Origin of the sequence: Streptomyces sp. NPDC056222 (genome assembly GCF_042264065.1) — a bacterium.
Lineage (GTDB): Bacteria > Actinomycetota > Actinomycetes > Streptomycetales > Streptomycetaceae > Streptomyces.
Genome location: NZ_JBHJTL010000003.1, coordinates 97,531 through 117,100, shown reverse-complemented (window position 1 = coordinate 117,100; position 19,570 = coordinate 97,531). Strand labels below are relative to the sequence as shown.

Sequence of the window (19,570 nt, the reverse complement as noted above, 5' to 3'; positions counted from 1 at the left end):
GGGCCCGTGTCGGCGGCGCCGGCGCGACCGAGGCGGCTGTACACGTGGACCGCCCCCAGGGGCTCCCTGGGCGTCCGACAGAACGAGGAAGGGCCCGGAGACCATGTCTCCGGGCCCTTCCTCGTACACGTACCGCTACGGCAGCTGAGCCGCCTGCGCCTGGCGCGCCTCGCGGCTCTCGCGGCGGTTGCCGCGGAAGGTGTTCACCCGACGGGCCGTCGCGAAGAGGGGGATCACGGCGCCCATCACCACCTGCAGGGCGCAACCGGCCTGCAGCAGGAACTGTCCGCCCGGCGCGTCGAACGCCCAGGCGGCCAGCATGCCCATGGCTCCGACGATCCAGGCGAGCATCGCCACCGCGAGGACACCCCGCGGCTTGGGGTACTCGACCCGGCTCACCATCAGCCAGGCGACACCGATGATCGCGAGCAGCGTCGGGATGAACGGCAGCTCCAGCAGCACGATCGAGACCACCGTCAGCGCGCCGAAGGGGCTCGGCATGCCCTGGAACATGCCGTCCTTCAAGGTCACGCACGAGAATCTCGCCAGCCGCAGCACCACCGCGAGCAGCACCACGATCGCGGCCACCGCCGAGACCTTCTGCTGCGCGCCGGGCGTGACCATGCCGTACACGAGTACGAAGTAGGCCGGGGCCAGACCGAAGCTGATCAGGTCCGAGAGGTTGTCGAGCTCGGCGCCCATCGGGGACGAGCGCAGCTTGCGCGCCACGATGCCGTCGAACAGGTCGAAGATCGCCGCGGCGAGCATCAGGATCACGGCGGTGGCGGCGCTGTTGCGCGCCATGCCGGTCTCGGCGCTGCCGGTGAGGTGCGGGATGAGGATGCCCGTGGTGGTGAAGTACACCGCCATGAATCCACACGTGGCGTTACCGAGCGTGAGGGCGTCCGCTATGGACAGCCTCAACGACAGAGGCATCTCCTCGGCCTCTTCGGCCTCCTCCGCGTCGCCGTCGGCGACCCAGTCGGCGGCCCTGGTGTCGGGATCAATCACGGTCAATGCGAGTCACCCCCGCGGTCGTGGTCTGACCGACCTCGACGGCGACGTCGACACCTTCCGGAAGGTAGATGTCAACGCGCGACCCGAAGCGGATCAGGCCGATGCGCTCACCCTGCTCGACCTTCGTCCCCTGCGGGATGTACGGCACGATGCGGCGGGCCACGGCCCCCGCGATCTGCACCATCTCGATGTCACCGAGCTCGGTGTCGAAGTGCCAGACAACGCGCTCGTTGTTCTCGCTCTCCTTGTTGAACGCCGGGACGAACCCACCGGGGACGTGCTCCACGGACGTCACCGTGCCGGCGAGCGGCGCGCGGTTGACGTGGACGTTCAGCGGGCTCATGAAGATGGCGACCCGGGTGCGCCCGTCCTTCCACGGCATGATGCTCTGCACCACACCGTCGGCGGGGGAGATGACCCGGCCCTGAGCGATCTCGCGCTCGGGGTCGCGGAAGAACCACAGCATGCCCGCCGCCAGGGCGGTGGTGGGCACGGCGATGGCCGCGGCACGCCGAGACTTGCGCGCACGCACGAGGCTCAGCGCCGCGGTGGCGACGGTCGGCAGAAGCCACGGCGATGCTCCGCGTGCGATGCGTACGCCCTTGGGGGTGTCGCGGTGTGCAGAGGTTTGGCTGTGGGGCATGGATGACCTTCGTAGCGGATGATGCCGCACTGGCAACAGGGGACGGCGGCTTTCGGGCGATGCTATCGGTTGCGGGCCGCAACTGGGCAAGCCAGAAGCCGAGTCGGCGGCCGGAAGACGATGACAGGGTGTGATCTTCTTCGCGGCCAAACCGACCCAAATCCGACAATCAGCCCTGGAATCGGTACTCCTCGAGCAGCCTGCGCCCAATGATCATTTTCTGGATCTCGGCGGTACCCTCGCCGATGAGCAGCATCGGAGCCTCGCGGTAGAGGCGCTCGATCTCGTACTCCTTCGAGAACCCGTATCCGCCATGGATACGGAAGGCGTCCTCGACGACTTCCTTGCAGTATTCGGAGGCGAGGTACTTCGCCATCCCTGCTTCGAGGTCGTTTCGTTCCCCGGAGTCCTTTTTGCGTGCTGCATTCACCATCATGGCATGAGCGGCCTCGACCTTGGTAGCCATCTCGGCGAGCTTGAACTGAATCGCCTGGTGCTGGGCGATCGCCTTGCCGAAAGTGTGACGTTGCTGGGCATACGAGACACCCAGTTCGAAGGCACGCTGTGCGACACCGCAGCCACGGGCCGCGACATTCACGCGGCCGACCTCGACGCCGTCCATCATTTGGTAAAACCCTCGGCCGGTGGTGCCGCCGAGTACCCGATTGGCCGGAATGCGCAGTCCGTCCATGATGAGTTCGGTCGTGTCGACGCCCTTGTAACCCATCTTGTCGATCTTCCCGGGGATCGTGAGGCCGGGGCGGACCTCTCCGAAGCCGGGCTCCTTCTCGACGAGGAAGGTCGTCATCGACTTGTGGGGCGCCGTGCCCTCGGGGTGTCCTTCGTCACTTCGGACGAGAACGGCGACCAGCGTTGACGTTCCGCCGTTCGTCAGCCACATCTTCTGGCCGTTGAGGACGTACTCGTCGCCGTCCTTGACCGCCTTGGAGGTGATCGCCGAGACGTCCGAGCCGAGGCCCGGCTCCGACATCGAGAAGGCGCCACGCGTCTCGCCGGCCGCCATCCGCGGAAGGAAGTAGTCCTTCTGCTCCTGGGTGCCGTGCTGCTTCAGCATGTACGCGACGATGAAGTGCGTGTTGATGATGCCGGAGACCGACATCCAGCCGCGGGCGATCTCCTCCACGCAGAGCGCGTAGGTGAGCAGCGACTCACCCAGGCCCCCGTACTCCTCGGGGATCATCAGACCGAAGAGGCCGAGCTCCTTGAGCCCGTCGACGATCTGCTGGGGGTACTCGTCGCGGTGCTCCAGCTCGGTCGCGACCGGGATGATCTCCTTGTCGACGAACTCCCGGACGGTCTTGAGGATCTCCTGCTGGACGTCCGTGAGCCCGGCGGTCTGGGCGAGTCGGGCCATGGCTACTTCCCCTGTTCCTTGAGCTCGGGGCGGCCGGGCTGCTCGCCGCCGCGCTCCTTGATGTACGTCTCGGTGGGAACCATCACCTTGCGGCGGAAGACGCACACGAGCGTGCCGTCCTGCTTGTAGCCCTTGGTCTCGACGTAGACGATGCCGCGGTCGTTCTTCGACTTCGACGGGGTCTTGTCGAGGACCGTGGTCTCGCCGTAGATGGTGTCGCCGTGGAAGGTCGGCGCGACGTGGCGCAGCGACTCGATCTCCAGGTTGGCGATCGCCTTGCCCGAGACGTCCGGCACGGACATGCCGAGCAGCAGCGAGTAGATGTAGTTGCCGACGACGACGTTCTTGCCGAAGTCCGTCGTGTTCTCCGCGTAATTCACGTCCATGTGAAGCGGGTGGTGGTTCATCGTCAGCAGACAGAAGAGGTGGTCGTCGTACTCGGTGACCGTTTTTCCGGGCCAGTGCTTGTAGACGGCGCCGATCTCGAACTCTTCGTAGGTGCGGCCGAACTGCATCGGACTCAGGCCTCCGGGATCTCGAACTTGGTGGTGCGCTCCATGCCGGCGGCGCGGCCCTTGCCGGAGATGACCAGGGCCATCTTGCGGGAGGCCTCGTCGATCATCTCGTCGCCGAGCATGGCCGAGCCCTTCTTGCCGCCGGCCTCGGAGGTGTAGTAGTCGTACGCGTCGAGGATCAGCTCGGCGTGGTCGAAGTCCTCCTGCGAGGGGGAGAAGATCTCGTTCGCGGCGGCGACCTGGTCCGGGTGGAGCACCCACTTGCCGTCGAAGCCCAGGGCGGCGGCGCGGCGGGCGACCGCCTGGTAGCCCTCGGGGTTGCGGATCTGCAGGTAGGGGCCGTCGATCGCCTGGAGATTGTTGGCGCGGGCGGCCATCAGGATCTTCATCAGGATGTAGTGGTAGGCGTCGGCGTCGTAGCCGGGCGGCTGCTCGCCGACGACCAGGGACTTCATGTTGATGGAGGCCATGAAGTCGGCCGGGCCGAAGATGATCGTCTCGACGCGCTGCGAGGCGGTCGCGATCGCGTTGACGTTGTTCAGGCCCTGGGCGTTCTCGATCTGCGCCTCGATGCCGATCTTGCCGACCTCGAAGCCCATGGTCTTCTCGATCTGCGTCAGCAGGAGGTCGAGCGCCACGATCTGCTGGGCGTCCTGGACCTTCGGCAGCATGATGCAGTCGAGGTTCTGGCCGGCGCCCTCGACGACGGTGACGACGTCACGGTACGTCCAGTGGGTCGTCCAGTCGTTGACCCGCACGACCCGGGTCTTGCCGGTCCAGTCGCCCTCGTTCAGGAACTTGACGATGGTGTGACGGGCCTCGGGCTTGGCGAGCGGCGCGCAGGCGTCCTCCAGGTCCAGGAAGACCTGATCGGCGGCGAGCCCCTGGGCCTTCTCCAGGAAGCGGGGGTTGGAGCCGGGGACCGCCAGGCACGAGCGACGCGGGCGGAGTCGGTTCACGGGGCTGGTCATGCGGGGACCTCCAGGGGGTCGAGCTTGTTCGCTTTCCGGATCTCGTCGACGATACGGCCGATGATCTCCGTGATACCGAAGTCCTTCGGTGTGAAGACGGCGGCCACACCCGCGCGCTTCAGTTCTGCGGCGTCGGCGTTCGGGATGATCCCGCCGACGATGACCGGGACGTCGTTCGCCCCCGCCTCGCGGAGGCGGTCGAGGACGTCCGGGACCAGCTCGGCGTGCGAGCCGGAGAGGATCGACAGGCCCACGCAGTGCACGTCCTCGGCGAGTGCCGCGTTGACGATCTGCTCGGGCGTCAGCCGGATCCCCTGGTAGACCACCTCGAAACCGGCGTCACGCGCGCGTACCGCGATCTGCTCGGCCCCGTTGGAGTGCCCGTCCAGGCCGGGCTTGCCGACCAGGAGCCGCAGTCGCCCTGCGCCCAGCTCCGTGGCCGTCCGCGCCACCTTCTCGCGTACGAGGGCCAGCGGGGTGCCCGCCTCGGCAGTCACCGCCACGGGGGCGGAGGAGACGCCCGTGGGGGCGCGGAACTCGCCGAAGACGTCCCGCAGCGCCCAGGACCACTCGCCGGTGGTGACGCCCGCACGCGCGCACTCCAGGGTGGCGGCGAACAGGTTGCCCTCCCCGGCGGCCGTCGCCTTGAGAGCCGCCAGCGACTCCTGGGCGCGGTTCTCGTCACGGTTGTCGCGCCACTCGTGGAGCTTCGCGACGACCTTGGCCTCGTTGGCCGGGTCGACCGTCATGATCGCCGTGTCGAGGTCCGCGGTGAGCGGGTTCTCCTCGGTCGACTGGAAGATGTTGACACCGATGATCTTCTCGTCGCCGGCCTCGATCCGGGCGCGCCGCTCGGCGTGCGAGGAGACCAGCTGCGACTTGAGGTAGCCGGACTCGACGGCGGCCATCGCGCCGCCCATCTCCTGGATCCGGTCGATCTCGGCCAGGCACTCCTCGACGAGCGAGTCGACCTTGGCCTCGATCACGTGCGACCCGGCGAAGATGTCCTCGTACTCCAGCAGGTCGGACTCGTGGGCGAGCACCTGCTGGATGCGGAGCGACCACTGCTGGTCCCACGGGCGGGGCAGGCCGAGCGCCTCGTTCCACGCGGGCAGCTGGACGGCACGCGCGCGTGCGTCCTTGGAGAGCGTCACGGCCAGCATCTCGAGCACGATCCGCTGGACGTTGTTCTCCGGCTGGGCCTCGGTCAGGCCGAGCGAGTTGACCTGCACGCCGTAACGGAACCGGCGCTGCTTGTCGTTCTCGATGCCGTACCGCTCACGCGTGACCTTGTCCCAGATGCGGCCGAAGGCGCGCATCTTGCACATCTCCTCGATGAAGCGGACGCCCGCGTTCACGAAGAACGAGATGCGGGCGACCACCTCGCCGAAGCGGTCCGCCGGGACCTGGCCGGAGTCCCGGACCGCGTCGAGCACCGCGATCGCGGTGGACATCGCGTACGAGATCTCCTGGACCGGAGTGGCCCCCGCCTCCTGCAGGTGGTAGCTGCAGATGTTGATCGGGTTCCACTTCGGGATGTTGTTCACCGTGTAGGTGATCATGTCCGTCGTGAGGCGGAGCGACGGGCCGGGCGGGAAGACGTGCGTCCCGCGCGACAGGTACTCCTTCACGATGTCGTTCTGGGTGGTGCCCTGGAGCCTGGTGACGTCCGCGCCCTGCTCCTCAGCGACCACCTGGTAGAGCGCCAGGAGCCACATCGCCGTGGCGTTGATGGTCATCGAGGTGTTCATCTGCTCCAGGGGGATGTCCTGGAACAGCCGGCGCATGTCACCGAGGTGCGAGACCGGGACCCCGACCCGACCGACCTCGCCGCGGGCGAGGATGTGGTCGGGGTCGTAGCCGGTCTGCGTCGGCAGGTCGAACGCGACCGAGAGGCCGGTCTGACCCTTGGCGAGGTTGCGCCGGTACAGCTCGTTGGACGCCTCGGCGGTCGAGTGACCGGCGTACGTCCGCATGAGCCACGGCCGGTCCTTCTGACGCTCAGTCATGTACGGTCCCGGGATCAGATGTTACGGAAGCGGTTGATGGCGTCGATGTGCTTCGCGCGCATCTCCGGGTCGCGCACGCCCAGGCCCTCCTGCGGGGCGAGGGCGAGAACGCCGACCTTGCCCTGGTGCAGGTTGCGGTGGACGTCGTAGGCGGCCTGCCCGGTCTCCTCCAGGGAGTAGACCTTGGAGAGCGTCGGGTGGATCTTGCCCTTGGCGATCAGGCGGTTGGCCTCCCACGCCTCGCGGTAGTTGGCGAAGTGCGAGCCGATGATCCGCTTCAGCGACATCCACAGGTAGCGGTTGTCGTACTCGTGCATGTAGCCCGAGGTGGACGCGCAGGTGGTGATGGTGCCGCCCTTGCGGGTGACGTAGACGCTCGCGCCGAAGGTCTCGCGGCCGGGGTGCTCGAAGACGATGTCGATGTCCTCGCCGCCGGTCAGCTCGCGGATGCGCTTGCCGAAGCGCTTCCACTCCTTCGGGTCCTGGGTGTGCTCGTCCTTCCAGAACTTGTAGCCCTCGGCGTTGCGGTCGATGACCGCCTCCGCGCCCATCGCCCGGCAGATGTCGGCCTTCTCGGGGGAGGAGACGACACAGATCGGGTTGGCGCCGCCGGCCAGCGCGAACTGGGTGGCGTACGAGCCGAGGCCGCCGCTGGCGCCCCAGATCAGGACGTTGTCGCCCTGCTTCATGCCGGCGCCGTTGCGGGAGACCAGCTGGCGGTACGCGGTGGAGTTCACCAGGCCGGGGGAGGCGGCCTCCTCCCAGCTCAGGTGGTCCGGCTTCGGCATCAGCTGGTTGGACTTGACGAGCGCGATCTCCGCCAGGCCGCCGAAGTTGGTCTCGAAGCCCCAGATGCGCTGCTCGGGGTCGAGCATCGTGTCGTTGTGGCCGTCCGAGGACTCCAGCTCGACCGAGAGGCAGTGGGCGACGACCTCGTCACCGGGGTTCCAGGCGTTGACGCCGGGGCCGGTGCGCAGGACGACGCCCGCGAGGTCGGAGCCGATGATGTGGTACGGCAGGTCGTGGCGCTTGGAGAGCTCCGACAGGCGTCCGTAGCGCTCCAGGAAGCTGAACGTGGACACCGGCTCGAAGATCGAGGTCCAGACCGAGTTGTAGTTCACGGAGCTGGCCATCACGGCGACCAGGGCCTCGCCCGGGCCGAGCTCGGGGAGCGGCACGTCGTCGAGGTGGAGCGACTTGCGCGGGTCCTTGTCGCGGCTCGCGAGACCGTTGAACATCTCGGCCTCGTCCTTGTGGACGGTGACGGCGCGGTACGACTCGGGGAGCTTGATGTTGGCGAAGTCCGAGGACGTGGAGTCCGGGGACTGGATCGCGTCCAGGATGTCCTTCACGGGGTGCCTCCGGCGGTGCGGCGTCTGAGGGGGACGCGCTGAGGGTTACGTCTTGGAGTGCTGCTGTGGAGGTGTGCCGTCGGTTCGGCGGGGTGGTGCGCTGGCTGCGCCGGGTACGGCGCTGAGGGTTGCCTGTGACGCAGGCGTCCGGGCGCACAATCGCTTGTGGGGACAGCCGACGCACGAGCTGATCTCTGCGCGCCGGCCGCCCGGACAACATCAACGTATGGCACCGCGTGTCACCTGACAAGGCACTGCGTGCCAACAATTTCACTCAGATGCAATCCCCTGGTCACACATGAGCGATGATCGATCGAGTCGGGGGTCAAAAACGGACGAAGGCGGCGCCGGGGAACGGACGAAGGCCGCCCCGGAAATGCGGGGCGGCCTTCGCCGTGGGACGGGGGCGGTGCGTCGTCAGTTCTTCCTCAGCGCCTGCTGGATCGTGCGCATGACCTCGTCCAGCGGGGCGTCCGTACGGGCCACGGCGACCACCACGTCCCCCTGGGTGGATGCCACGGCCGCGGGGCCCGCAGGACCCGTGGGGGCCGGCTGCGCCTGCGGAGCCGCGGCCGGACGGGCGCCTATGCCCGTACCGAAGGTCTCCCGCACGATCGCGAAGGCGTGGTCCAGCTGGGCCTCCACGTCGCCCTGGCCGCCCGCACGCAGCCAGCGGCGCAGCACGTGGTTGTGGGCGGTGACGACCGCGGAGGCGGCCACCTCGGCCAGCAGCGGGTCGTCGTTGCCGTCGTGGTGGTCGCGCTCGTCGAAATGGCCCAGCAGATAGCGGGTGAACAGCCGCTCGTAGCGGGCCACCGAGGCGATCTCGCGCTCCCGCAGGGTCGGCACCTCACGGGTGAGCCGGTAGCGCTCCACGGAGACCGCAGGGGACCCCGCGTACATCTTCATGACTTCCTTGATGCCCCGGCAGACCGTGTCCAGCGGGTGCTCGTGCGGCGGTGCGGCGTTCAGCACCGCCTCCGCCCGCACCAGGGTGTCGTCGTGGTCGGGGAAGATCGCCTCTTCCTTGGAGCGGAAGTGGCGGAAGAAGGTCCGGCGCGCGACCCCGGCCTGGGCGGCGATCTCGTCGACCGTCGTGGCCTCGTACCCCTTGGTGGCGAAGAGCTCCATCGCCGCCGCCGCCAGCTCGCGGCGCATCTTCAGCCGCTGCGCGGCCGCGCGGGTGCCCGCCGGGCTCTCCTGCGTGTCGGAGGAGGACGGGGACGTGGACGTGGCACGGGGTGACTTCGCGGCCTTGGACATGTCCTGAACGTACTGCATCAGCGCGGGAGTGTGCCCAGGTGGGGGAGGGTCGCCCGGGGTGCCGGAGGCACCCCCGGGACTCAGCAACCCTCCCCAGCCCGCGTAGGGCTCAGCGTCGGGCATATTCGCGGAAGCCGCGCCCCGTCTTGCGGCCCAGGCAGCCGGCCGCCACCAGGTGCTCCAGGAGCGGCGCCGGGGCCAGGCCCGGGTCGCGGAACTCGCGGTGCAGCACCTGCTCGATGGCGAGCGAGACATCGAGGCCGACGACGTCGAGGAGCTCGAACGGACCCATCGGGTAGCCGCCGCCCAGCTTCATGGCGGCGTCGATGTCGTCCAGCGTCGCGTAGTGCTCCTGGACCATCTTGATCGCGTTGTTCAGGTACGGGAAGAGCAGCGCGTTCACGATGAACCCGGCGCGGTCGCCGCAGTCCACCGGGTGCTTCCTGATCTTCGCCGTGACCTCGCGGACCGTGGCGTGGACGTCGTCGGCGGTCAGGACCGTACGGACGATCTCCACCAGCTTCATCGCGGGCGCCGGGTTGAAGAAGTGCATCCCGATGACGTCCTGCGGGCGCGAGGTGGCGCGGGCGCAGGCGACGACCGGCAGCGAGGAGGTCGTGGTGGCGAGCACCGCGCCGGGCTTGCAGATCTTGTCGAGCCGCGCGAACAGCTCCTGCTTGATCGTCAGGTCCTCGGCGACCGCCTCGACGGCCAGGTCGACCTCGGCGAAGGCGTCGAGCGAACCGGCCGGGGTGATCAGGGCCAGCGTCTCGTCCCGGGCCTCACCGGTCATCCGGCCCTTGTCGACCGAACGGGCGAGGGACTTCGCGATCCGGGCCTTGGCGGTGTCGGCCTTCTCCTGGGAGCGGGCGGCCAGCACGACCGTGTAACCCGCCTTGGCGAAGACCTCGGCGATGCCGGATGCCATCGTGCCGGAGCCGGCGACACCGACCGAACGGACCTCACGGCCCTCGGCGGTGGCCGCGCTCTCCAGCGGGGTGAGCGCGTCGCGGACCACGGTGGCCGAGCCCGGGGCGTCGTACGTGTAGAAGCCGCGGCCCGACTTGCGGCCCGTCAGACCGGCCTCGCTGAGCTGCTTGAGGATCGGGGCGGGAGCGTGCAGCCGGTCGCGCGACTCGCTGTACATCGCCTCCAGGACCGTACGGGCGGTGTCGACGCCGATCAGGTCGAGCAGCGCCAGCGGGCCCATCGGAAGACCGCAGCCGAGCTTCATGGCGGCGTCGATGTCCTCGCGGGAGGCGTACTTGGCCTCGTACATGGCGGCGGCCTGGTTGAGGTAGCCGAAGAGCAGCCCGTCGGCGACGAAGCCGGGACGGTCGCCGACGGCGACCGGCTCCTTGCCGAGGTCGTGCGCGAGGGCGGTGACGGCCTCGACGGCCTGCGGGGCGGTGAGGACGGAGGAGACGATCTCCACCAGCTTCATCGCCTGGACCGGGGTGAAGAAGTGCAGGCCGAGCACGCGCTCGGGGTGCGCCGAGTCGGCGGCCAGCCGCGTCACGGAGAGCGCGTTGGTGCCGGTGGCGATGATCGCGTCGGGGCGGACGATGGCGTCCAGGGCCCGGAAGACCTCCTGCTTGGCCTCGTACGACTCGGGGACGACCTCGATCACGAGGTCGGCGTCCGCCGCGGCCTGGAGGTCGGAGAAGGTACGGAAGCGGGCGAGGACGTCCTGCCGCTCCTCCTCCGTGATCCGCTCACGGGTCACCGCGCGGGCGGTGGAGGCCTCCAGGGCGGCGACGGCCTGGGTGGCGGCGGCTTCGCTGATGTCGACGCCGATGACCTCACGGCCGGCCCGGGCGAGGACATCGGCGATGCCCGTGCCCATCGTGCCGAGACCGATGACGGCGATGGTGGAGAGAGGGGTGTCCATCAGGGGACTCCAGGGAGGGAAGAGTGACGACTGAAGGCGGCAATGCGGGCGCGAACGGATCGCGAACGGAAAGCGCGAGAAGTTCGCGACGGAAGCGCGAAGAGATCGCGTGGAAAAGGCGACGGACTCTGTCCCGGAGTCACATCGAAAACTGCCGAACCGACAAACTCGATCTCACGACGGCTGCGTCACCAGGCCGTTGTGAGTGTGCGGGGGGTGACCCGCTCACCTGAGATTAACCGGCGAGTAACGAGCGCGCCAGTCCCCGGGAGTTCGGAAAATGTGATCTGGATCGCGGATACGCTGACGGCCATGGATATCGCCCAGGACCCCGAATTCTGCTCGATGATCGATCGATTGCGGGACGAGATCCACCACGGCGCGGAAGTCGATCGAAAGCCATTCGAAGAACTCGTCGCCACCGACGATCCCGAAGAGTTCGCCCGCGTGCTGACCGCACCTGGCCAACCCCTCTGGGCTCGCGAGATCGCCGCCTTCCGGCTCGGCCTCGCCGGCGATCCACGCGCCTTCGAAGCCCTGGTCCTGCTCCTCAACCACCGCGACCCTGAACGCTGCGTCTCCGCCGCCTACGCCCTGACACGTCTTGGCGACCCGCGCACCGCACGGGCGGCCGCCGCCCTCGCCACCAACGAACTCCGCGTCGCCTACGCCCTGTTGCCGGTCCGGCTGCTCGCCGACCTGCGCGCCCCCGAGTCCCTGCCGGCCCTCCTCGCCGTCCTCGAACGGCGCCTGGCGGCCGACGACCCGCACTGGCGGGTCGGCATCGCCTGCGTCGAGGGACTCGGCGCCCTCGGCGACCCGCGCGCCCTGGCGGCGATCGAGGCCGCCCTGCCGCACCCCCGACTCGGCCGGGCGGCCGCGGAAGCGCTCGCCCGGCTCGCCGGCTAGCCCGCGACGCTCTCCGGGACCAGGGCGAAGGCCTCGATCTCGATCAGGAGTTCCGGGCGGACCAGGGCGGCGACCTGGACCGCCGAACTCGCGGGAAGCGGGGCCGTACCGAAGGCCTCGTCCCGCGCCGTCCGGACCGCGGGCAGATGGGCGACGTCGGTGACGAAATACGTCAGCTTCACCACGTCCTCGAACCCCGCGCCCGCCGCGGCCAGGCAGCGGCGCAGGTTCGCGAAGACCTGACGGGCCTGCGCCCCGGCGTCGTCCGCCCCGACCACCGCCCCGGAAGCGTCGAGGGAGCACTGGCCGGATATCGCGACGAACCGGCCGGTGCCCCACACGACGTGGCTGTACTGGGGGCTGGGGGCGATCCCCTCGGGAGCGGGGACGTGGGTGAGGTGCGTCGTCATGCCCGACATCCTCGCGCACGCCACTGACAGTGCCCCGACCGCGGGGGTGTCTCAGCGCACGTGGCCGAGGAGACCGTGCAGCACCGTGCCGCCCTTCGTGTCGGGCCGCGCGGATCCGTTGCGGGACGAGGTGGCCTTCATCGGCTCCGGCTTCGGCTCCGGGAGCGCTTCGCAGACCGCGTCCGCCTCCGCCTGGCCGTCGCCGCGCGGCACCTGTCCCGTGGCGAGATACGTCACCAGGTGCTCGTCCATGCACGCGTTGCCGGCCAGCGACACCCCGTGGTTCCCGCCGCCCTCCTCGACCACCAGGCTGGAGCCGCGCACCATCCGGTGCAGCGCCACACCGCCCTCGTACGGGGTCGCCGCGTCGTTCGAGGCCTGGAGGATCAGTACCGGCCCCACCTCGTCGTTGGTGACGTCGGGCGGAGTGAGCGAGTCCACCGGCCAGAACGCGCACGGAGCGTTGTACCAGGCGTTGTTCCAGGCGGCGAAGGGTGCCTTGGCGTGCACGTCCCAGTTGTCCGTGCGCCAGGTGTTCCAGTCCCGCGGCCACTTGGCGTCCCGGCACTGCACGCTCGTGTAGACCGAGTAGCCGTTGTCGGCCGCCGCGTCCGCCGCCCCGTAGGCCTCGTACGCCCGGGTCAGCGGGACCGCGTCCTTGTCGTTGACGTACGACGAGAACGCCGCCGCCAGGCTCGGCCAGTAGCCGTCGTAGTACCCGCCCGGCAGGTAGGTGTCCTCCAGCTCGCCCGGACCGACCTTGCCGCCCGCCGGACTCTTCCCCAGCGCCTCCCGCATCCCGTACCAGGCCGCTTCCACCGCCGCCGGATCCGTGCCCAGCTTGTACGTGGCGTTCTGGCGGGCCACCCAGGCCATGAAGTCCTTGTGGCGGGTGTCGAAGGCGTAGTCCTGCGCGATGTTGTCCTCGTACCAGACGCCCTGCGGATTGACGACGGAGTCCAGTACGAGGCGGCGCACCCGCTCCGGGTACAGCCGCGCGTACACGGCGCCGAGGTACGTGCCGTAGGAGTACCCCAGGTAGTTGAGCTGCGGCGCGCCGAGCGCCGCGCGGATCGCGTCCAGGTCCCGGGCCGTGCTGACCGTGTCGATGTACGGCAGGACGTCGCCGTGCTTCTTCCCGCAGGCCGTCGCGAAGGACCGGGCCCGCTCGACGCCTGTCCGCTCGCCCTCGGCGCCGAGCGGCACGGAGTCCGGCCGCACCGGGTCGAAGTGGCCGGGCTTGCAGTCGAGCGCGGGCTCGCTCTTGCCGACCCCGCGCGGGTCGAAGCCGATGACGTCGTACTGCGCCGCCACCTTCGCGGGCAGCGAGGCGGCCACGAACCCGGCCATGGTCCGTCCGCTGCCGCCCGGTCCTCCCGGGTTGACGAGCAGCGGACCCTGGTACTCCTTGGCGTCCTTCACGGTGTGCGCGACCCGGGTCAGGGCCAGGCTGATCGACCGGCCGGCCGGGTCGTCGTGGTTCAGCGGCACCTTGAGCGTGGCGCACTGGAGCTTGGGATACGCCTTGGTGGCGCAGTCGCTCCACAGGAGCGGCGCGATGGGGCGGGGGGTCGGCTCGGGGCGGGGTGTCGCGGACGCGGGCAGGGCGGTGACCGTCCCTGCGACCAGTGCCCCAGTGGCGATCAGCATTCCTGCGCGTGTGGTCATAGGGCGTCCGTGCCCCGATCGGTACCCGGAAGGACCTGTTCCGCTCAGAGTTGACCCGAACAGAGGATCAGTCAGAGGAAGGTGAGCTGTTCGGGAGCCCCCGCGAGCGCCGGCTCCTCCGGTACGGGAATCCGGCGCGGCGCTCCCCGACGGGAGGGCCCGATCCCGAACTCGGCGGCGAATTCGTGCACCTGACGGGTGATCCGACGCTGGTACCAGGTCGGTGCGTAGGCCCCGTCCGCGTACATCCGCTCGTACCGCCCCACCAGATGCGGGTGGTGCTGCCGCAGCCAGGTGAAGAACCACTCTCGGGCCCCCGGCCTCAGATGCAGCACGAGCGGGGTCACGGAGGTCGCGCCGGCCTCGGCGATGGCGCGCACCGTGTCGCGCAGCTGCTCGGGGCGGTCGCCGAGGAAGGGGACGACCGGGGCCATCAGCACCCCGCAGCCGATGCCGTGCTCGCCGAGCGTCCGGACGACGTCGAGGCGCCGCTGGGGGGAGGGCGTGCCGGGCTCGACCGTGCGCCACAGCTCCTGGTCGGTGAAGCCGACGGAGACGGAGATGCCGACCTCGGTCACCTCGGCCGCCTGGACGATCAGGTCGAGGTCGCGCAGGATCAGCGTCCCCTTGGTGAGGATGGAGAAGGGGTTGGCGTGGTCGCGCAGGGCCGCGATGATCCCCGGCATCAGGCGATAGCGCCCTTCGGCCCGCTGGTAGCAGTCGACGTTGGTGCCCATCGCGATGTGGGAGCCCTGCCAGCGTCGGGAGGCGAGCTGGCGGCGCAGCAGCTCCGGCGCGTTGATCTTCACCACGATCTGGGAGTCGAAGCCGAGGCCGGTGTCCAGGTCCAGATAGCTGTGGGTCTTGCGGGCGAAGCAGTACACGCACGCGTGCGTGCAGCCCCGGTACGGGTTGACCGTCCATTCGAACGGCATCCGTGAGGCGCCGGGCACCCGGTTCACGATCGAGCGGGCCCGCACCTCGTGGAAGGTGATCCCGCGGAACTCGGGCGTGTCGAACGTGCGGGTGGTGACCGCGTCCGCACCGAACAGGGCCGTCTCCGCGGCGGTGGCGGGATTGTCGCCCAGATTGTCCCAGCGCATGGACGCCTCCTCGGTAGCCGTGTCCTCAGCCGTGCGCACAGAATAGAACACATGTTCCCTTGATCGTCGCAACCCGGATTTGGGGGGCTCGGGCCCAGGTGGTTGGCTGGGCGCCACACCCCTGAAGAACCACGTGTTGGAGGAAGTGCAATGGCGCAGGTCGAGGCCACGACGGAGCGGATCATCTCGGCGGACCCGGAGAAGGTGTTCGACGCTCTGGCCGACTACAGCGGCACGCGCGCGAAGCTGCTGCCGGAGCACTTCAGCGAGTACGAGGTGCGCGAGGGCGGCGACGGCGAGGGAACCCTCGTCCACTGGAAGCTCCAGGCCACCAGCAAGCGCATCCGCGACTGCCTCCTGGAGGTCACCGAGCCCACCGACGGACAGCTCGTCGAGAAGGACCGCAACTCCTCCATGGTCACCACCTGGACCGTGACGCCCGCGGGCGAGGGGAAGTCCAAGGCCGTCGTCTCCACCGTGTGGAACGGCGCCGGCGGCATCGGCGGATTCTTCGAGAAGACGTTCGCGCCCAAGGGGCTCGGCCGCATCTACGACGCCGTACTGGCCAACCTGGCCACCGAGGTGGAGAAGTAACGCCTCCTCGGTCACCGATTCGAGTGGTTTCCCCGCCGCCCCCACAAGAGCGCCCCAGGCGCCGAGGGGGCGCGGGGGCATTCGTAAACGCGCTGATGAGCGCCCCAAGTGCCACCCCGTGCAGGGCTGTTCGGCACCGCTGACCCCATCGGCCTCCCGTACCGTCCGACTTGCTCCCGCTTCGCGCCCAATGCGAAGAATGGCGCGGCGCTGACGTCGTGACGAGGGGAGCAGCACGTGGGTGCGATCACGCTGGCGAAGAGCGACGTACCGCTCGCCGAGGACGGTCCGCCCTCCGACCGGCCGCCGCCGCCCGTCGACGGGGAGACCACCCTCGACCCCCGTCGTGTCCGACTCGTCTTCTTCGGGCTCATGCTCGCGCTGCTGCTCGCCGCGCTGGAGCAGATGATCGTCGCCACCGCCCTGCCGAAGATCGTCGGTGAACTGCAGGGCCTGGACCGGATGTCCTGGGCGATCACCGCCTATCTGCTCACCGCCACCATCGGTCTGCCGATCTACGGCAAACTCGGTGACCTCTTCGGCCGCAAGGGCGTGTTCCTCTTCGCCATCGTGGTCTTCGTCGTCGGCTCCGCCCTGGCCGGCTGGTCACGGTCCATGGACGAGCTCATCGCCTTCCGTGCCGTCCAGGGCGTCGGCGCGGGCGGCTTGATGATCGGCGTCCAGGCGATCATCGCGGACATCGTCCCCGCCCGGGAGCGAGGCCGCTACATGGGCCTCATGGGTGCGGCCTTCGGCCTCGCCTCCGTCGCCGGCCCGCTGCTCGGCGGCTTCTTCACCGACCACGTCTCCTGGCGCTGGTGCTTCTACTTCAACGTCCCCTTCGGGCTCGTCACCCTCGCCGTCGTCGCCGTCGTGCTCAAGCTCCCCAAGCCGCGCACACGGGCCAGGCTCGACGTCCTCGGCTCGATCCTGCTCGCCGCCGCCTCCACCTGCCTTGTGCTGCTGACCAGTTGGGGCGGGACCGAGTACGACTGGGATTCCGAGGTCGTCATCGGCCTCGGCTGCGGCGCCGCCGCAACCACCCTGCTCTTCCTGATCGTCGAGCACTTCGCGCCCGAACCCCTCATTCCTCTGCGACTGTTCCGCGACTCGGTCTTCACGGTCACGAGCCTCGTCGGCGCGGTGGTCGGCATCGCGCTCTTCGGCGCCGCCAGCTATCTGCCGACCTTCCTCCAGATGGTCGAGGGCGCCACCGCCACCGAGTCCGGCCTTCTCATGCTGCCCCTGATGGGCGGGATCGTCCTCGCCTCGGTCGTCTCGGGGCAGCTCATCACCCGCACCGGCCACTACAAGGTCTACCCGGTCCTCGGCGGCGCCGTCTCCGTCGTCGGCATGTGGCTGCTCTCCCGGATGGAGACGGACACCCCGCGCCTGCACCACAGCATCTGGCAGGCCGTCCTGGGACTCGGCATCGGCCTGGTCATGCCGGTCCTGATCCTCGCCGTGCAGAACTCCGTGCGCCCCACCGACCTCGGCACCGCCACCAGCGCCCACAACTACTTCCGCCAGATCGGCGGCAGCGTCGGCGCCGCCGTCTTCGGCACCCTCTTTGCCGCCCGGCTCGACGCCGCCCTCGCCGATTCCCTGCCCCGTACGGCGGGGACCCCGCTGCCCGCCGCCGAATCGATCACTCCGCATGCGGTGCACGCCCTCCCGCCCGTGCTGCGCGACGCCTACATCCAGGCGTACGCGGACGCGATGCCGCGGATCTTCCTCTACCTCGTGCCGGTCCTCGTGCTCGGCCTCGTCCTCGCCTTCTTCCTCAAGGAGAAACCGCTGGTGTCCCACCACACCCCCACCACCGAGGCCCCCACCGCCGTCCCCCGGGCCCGTACGGCGGGCGCCCCGCGGCCACCGGTTTCCGCCACCGCGGGCCTCCCGGTGTGCGGAACCGTCCAGCACCACGACGGCAGCCGCGTACCGCGCGCGGCCCTCACCCTCATCGACGTCCAGGGACAGCAGATCGGCCGCGGCGGCAGCGGCGAGGACGGGCGCTACGCGCTCAGCGTCCCCGGCCCCGGCTCGTACGTCCTGATCGCGGCCGCCGGCGGACATCAGCCGCAGGCCGTCTCCGTCACCGTCGGCGAACGGCCGGTGGAGCTCGACGTGGTCCTCGGCGGCGCGGGCCGGCTGGCCGGCACCGTGCTGACCGCCGACGGAACTCCCGTACGGGACGCGGCGGTCACCCTCACCGACGTACGCGGCGACGTCGTCGCCTCCACCCGCAGCGGGCGCGAGGGCGGCTACGTCATCACGGAGCTGGTGGCCGGCGAGTACACACTGGCCGCGAGTGCCCCCGCCTTCCGGCCCGCCGCGCTGCCGGTGAGCGTGCAGGCCTCCCGCGAGACCCGGCAGGACATCGAGCTGGCGGGCGGCGCGATGCTGCGCGGGACGGTGCGCGCGGGCGGCGAGCGCAGCGAGATGGGGGTCCCCCCGCCCGAAGGGTGGGGGAAGCCGGTCGAGGACGCGCGCGTGACGCTCCTCGACGCGGCCGGCAACGTGGTCGACACCCTGACCACGGGCCTCGACGGCACCTTCCGCTTCGTGGATCTGTCCTCGGGGGAGTACACGGTCATCGCGGCGGGCTATCCGCCCGTCGCCACCGTTCTCCAGGTCGCGGGCGGCGGACGCACCGAACGCGACCTCCAGCTCGGCCACGAGGACTGAACGGAATCAGGAGGAGGCGTCGGTCGCCTTGCGCAGCGCGCTGATGCAGGTGCCGATCGCCTCCTGGAGGGCTTCGAGGCGCTGGAGCATGTCGTCCTCGAGGACGTCCTCCTCCAGGACCTCGTCGAGGGTCAGCTCCTCGAAGACCTTCGTGGCCTTCTGCAGACTGTTGTAGAACTTCGTACGCCGCTCCTGGACGCGCAGCGCCGGGTCCGCCTCCACGGCCTCCGCGACCATGCCCTTCACGGCGTCGTAGGCCTCGCCGGCCCACTCGCCCGTCTCCTCGGAGTCGTCGAGCTCGTCGATGAGGGAGAGGTGCCGCTCCGCCTCGGCGCGCACCGCGGCGGGTGCCTCCACGGTCTGTCCGGCGGGGGTGCGGACCTGGCCCTTCTCGACGATCTGCCGGACGTAGCCGATCCGGTCGGCCGCCTTGGCCTCGCCGGCCACGGCCTTCTTCAGCTCGTCGGTCCGCGCGATGGCGCGGGCCATCCCCGTCTGCAGCACCGGATCCTCCTTCATCCGGTCGAGCAGCGCGCTGCGCGCCGCCTCGGCCGTGCCGGGGTCGGCGAGGATCGCGGCACGCAGGGCGGTCGGGTTCTCCGCGACCTCGAGCGCCTTCGTCGGCCGGATGCCCTCGGCCTCAGCCGCGGCGGTGATCGCGTGTCCGCGCACCGAGGAGGCGCTGGAGCGGGAGGAGTAGTACGACAGCCAGACGTCGGCCTCCGGCAGCTCGATGTCCTCACCGGGCACCAGCACCTCGAACTGCGGGACGAGCCCGTCGTCGGCGGCCATGTCCCAGGCCTTGTAGTACCGCATGACCCGCTCGGGGGAGCACTCGGCCAGCTCGGCGAAGGCCTTCGCCGACACCTTGGGCGAGTCCTCCGCCGCCTGCCCGCCCGGGCGCACGCTCCGGGCCACCTTCAACGCGAAGGCCCAACCGCCGGTGCGGGCGTAGACCCCGAACTCCCGGGCGTCCCGGACGACCGCGTCGGGTACGTCCCGGACGACGAAGTCGGCCGCCTCGCGGGCCTCGGGGACCTCGATGGTCCCGGCGGTGGCGCCGGCGGTGGCGTCGGCGGGCTCGGAAGGGGCGAACGCGGTGGTCACCGAGAGGTCTCCTGACGGTCGGGCGGTTCGGGGAGGGAGAACTGCGCCCGCAAGC

General features: G+C 69.8%; 16 protein-coding genes. 3 read left to right on the top strand and 13 right to left on the bottom strand.

Going from position 1 to position 19,570, the window contains the following annotated elements:
- Nucleotides 1–135: 135 nt before the first annotated feature.
- The 9 genes from pssA to ACFC0D_RS02650 form a co-directional block, all read right to left on the bottom strand.
- Nucleotides 136–1,011 carry a CDP-diacylglycerol--serine O-phosphatidyltransferase gene (pssA, locus tag ACFC0D_RS02690; RefSeq protein WP_376430715.1) on the bottom strand — a complete coding sequence of 292 codons (876 nt, stop codon included), beginning with the start codon at nt 1,009–1,011 and terminating at the stop codon, nt 136–138.
- Nucleotides 1,004–1,660, bottom strand: a complete 657-nt coding sequence (locus ACFC0D_RS02685; RefSeq protein ID WP_376430642.1) for a phosphatidylserine decarboxylase — start codon at nt 1,658–1,660, stop codon at nt 1,004–1,006. The genes pssA and ACFC0D_RS02685 overlap by 8 nt, the downstream gene beginning before the upstream one ends.
- Nucleotides 1,661–1,829: 169 nt before the next feature.
- Nucleotides 1,830–3,035, bottom strand: coding sequence for an acyl-CoA dehydrogenase family protein (locus tag ACFC0D_RS02680; RefSeq protein ID WP_329114005.1), 1,206 nt, complete (start codon nt 3,033–3,035; stop codon nt 1,830–1,832).
- Nucleotides 3,036–3,037: 2 nt separating this feature from the next.
- Nucleotides 3,038–3,550: a MaoC family dehydratase gene (locus tag ACFC0D_RS02675; RefSeq protein WP_329114003.1), complete on the bottom strand. Its 513-nt coding sequence runs from the start codon at nt 3,548–3,550 to the stop codon at nt 3,038–3,040.
- 5 nt (nt 3,551–3,555) lie between these two features.
- The gene (locus ACFC0D_RS02670) at nt 3,556–4,521 is read right to left on the bottom strand and encodes a CoA ester lyase (protein ID WP_260226713.1); all 966 of its coding nucleotides are present in this window, start codon (nt 4,519–4,521) and stop codon (nt 3,556–3,558) included.
- Entirely contained in the window at nt 4,518–6,530 is a 2,013-nt protein-coding gene (locus ACFC0D_RS02665; RefSeq protein WP_376430641.1) for a protein meaA, read from the bottom strand. The genes ACFC0D_RS02670 and ACFC0D_RS02665 overlap by 4 nt, the downstream gene beginning before the upstream one ends.
- 14 nt (nt 6,531–6,544) lie before the next feature.
- Nucleotides 6,545–7,882 carry a crotonyl-CoA carboxylase/reductase gene (ccrA, locus tag ACFC0D_RS02660; RefSeq protein WP_376430640.1) on the bottom strand — a complete coding sequence of 446 codons (1,338 nt, stop codon included), beginning with the start codon at nt 7,880–7,882 and terminating at the stop codon, nt 6,545–6,547.
- 417 nt (nt 7,883–8,299) lie between these two features.
- Nucleotides 8,300–9,145, bottom strand: coding sequence for a TetR family transcriptional regulator (locus tag ACFC0D_RS02655; RefSeq protein ID WP_376430639.1), 846 nt, complete (start codon nt 9,143–9,145; stop codon nt 8,300–8,302).
- Nucleotides 9,146–9,254: 109 nt separating this feature from the next.
- Nucleotides 9,255–11,036 carry a 3-hydroxyacyl-CoA dehydrogenase family protein gene (locus ACFC0D_RS02650; RefSeq protein WP_376430638.1) on the bottom strand — a complete coding sequence of 594 codons (1,782 nt, stop codon included), beginning with the start codon at nt 11,034–11,036 and terminating at the stop codon, nt 9,255–9,257.
- 312 nt (nt 11,037–11,348) lie between these two features.
- Here ACFC0D_RS02650 and ACFC0D_RS02645 point away from each other — a divergent pair, with 312 nt between their 5' ends.
- Entirely contained in the window at nt 11,349–11,945 is a 597-nt protein-coding gene (locus ACFC0D_RS02645) for a HEAT repeat domain-containing protein (protein ID WP_376430637.1), read from the top strand.
- Here the strand turns inward: ACFC0D_RS02645 and ACFC0D_RS02640 are convergent.
- From ACFC0D_RS02640 to ACFC0D_RS02630, 3 genes are all read right to left on the bottom strand, one after another.
- Entirely contained in the window at nt 11,942–12,355 is a 414-nt protein-coding gene (locus ACFC0D_RS02640; RefSeq protein WP_376430636.1) for a RidA family protein, read from the bottom strand. The genes ACFC0D_RS02645 and ACFC0D_RS02640 overlap by 4 nt on opposite strands.
- A gap of 51 nt (nt 12,356–12,406) precedes the next feature.
- Nucleotides 12,407–14,023, bottom strand: a complete 1,617-nt coding sequence (locus ACFC0D_RS02635; protein ID WP_376430635.1) for an alpha/beta hydrolase — start codon at nt 14,021–14,023, stop codon at nt 12,407–12,409.
- 71 nt (nt 14,024–14,094) lie between these two features.
- Nucleotides 14,095–15,126, bottom strand: coding sequence for an Rv2578c family radical SAM protein (locus ACFC0D_RS02630; protein ID WP_376430634.1), 1,032 nt, complete (start codon nt 15,124–15,126; stop codon nt 14,095–14,097).
- Between the two features lie 150 nt (nt 15,127–15,276).
- Between ACFC0D_RS02630 and ACFC0D_RS02625 the strand changes: the two genes are divergently transcribed.
- Nucleotides 15,277–15,720 carry an SRPBCC family protein gene (locus tag ACFC0D_RS02625; protein WP_376430633.1) on the top strand — a complete coding sequence of 148 codons (444 nt, stop codon included), beginning with the start codon at nt 15,277–15,279 and terminating at the stop codon, nt 15,718–15,720.
- 237 nt (nt 15,721–15,957) lie between these two features.
- Nucleotides 15,958–18,408 (top strand): MFS transporter, encoded by a 2,451-nt coding sequence (locus tag ACFC0D_RS02620; protein WP_376430632.1) that lies wholly within the window; start codon nt 15,958–15,960, stop codon nt 18,406–18,408.
- A gap of 6 nt (nt 18,409–18,414) precedes the next feature.
- Here the strand turns inward: ACFC0D_RS02620 and ACFC0D_RS02615 are convergent, their stop codons facing one another.
- Nucleotides 18,415–19,452, bottom strand: a complete 1,038-nt coding sequence (locus tag ACFC0D_RS02615) for a hypothetical protein (protein ID WP_376430714.1) — start codon at nt 19,450–19,452, stop codon at nt 18,415–18,417.
- Nucleotides 19,453–19,570: the final 118 nt, after the last annotated feature.

Excerpts from the sequence above, each read along its gene's own strand:
- ACFC0D_RS02645 (WP_376430637.1), top strand. The coding sequence starts at position 11,349 with ATGGATATCGCCCAGGACCCCGAATTCTGCTCGATGATCGATCGATTG.
- ACFC0D_RS02680 (WP_329114005.1), bottom strand. The coding sequence starts at position 3,035 with ATGGCCCGACTCGCCCAGACCGCCGGGCTCACGGACGTCCAGCAGGAG.
- ACFC0D_RS02640 (WP_376430636.1), bottom strand. The coding sequence starts at position 12,355 with ATGACGACGCACCTCACCCACGTCCCCGCTCCCGAGGGGATCGCCCCC.
- ACFC0D_RS02665 (WP_376430641.1), bottom strand. The coding sequence starts at position 6,530 with ATGACTGAGCGTCAGAAGGACCGGCCGTGGCTCATGCGGACGTACGCC.
- ACFC0D_RS02635 (WP_376430635.1), bottom strand. The coding sequence starts at position 14,023 with ATGACCACACGCGCAGGAATGCTGATCGCCACTGGGGCACTGGTCGCA.
- ACFC0D_RS02625 (WP_376430633.1), top strand. The coding sequence starts at position 15,277 with ATGGCGCAGGTCGAGGCCACGACGGAGCGGATCATCTCGGCGGACCCG.
- ACFC0D_RS02655 (WP_376430639.1), bottom strand. The coding sequence starts at position 9,145 with ATGTCCAAGGCCGCGAAGTCACCCCGTGCCACGTCCACGTCCCCGTCC.
- ACFC0D_RS02630 (WP_376430634.1), bottom strand. The coding sequence starts at position 15,126 with ATGCGCTGGGACAATCTGGGCGACAATCCCGCCACCGCCGCGGAGACG.
- ACFC0D_RS02670 (WP_260226713.1), bottom strand. The coding sequence starts at position 4,521 with ATGACCAGCCCCGTGAACCGACTCCGCCCGCGTCGCTCGTGCCTGGCG.
- ACFC0D_RS02675 (WP_329114003.1), bottom strand. The coding sequence starts at position 3,550 with ATGCAGTTCGGCCGCACCTACGAAGAGTTCGAGATCGGCGCCGTCTAC.
- ACFC0D_RS02685 (WP_376430642.1), bottom strand. The coding sequence starts at position 1,660 with ATGCCCCACAGCCAAACCTCTGCACACCGCGACACCCCCAAGGGCGTA.
- ACFC0D_RS02650 (WP_376430638.1), bottom strand. The coding sequence starts at position 11,036 with ATGGACACCCCTCTCTCCACCATCGCCGTCATCGGTCTCGGCACGATG.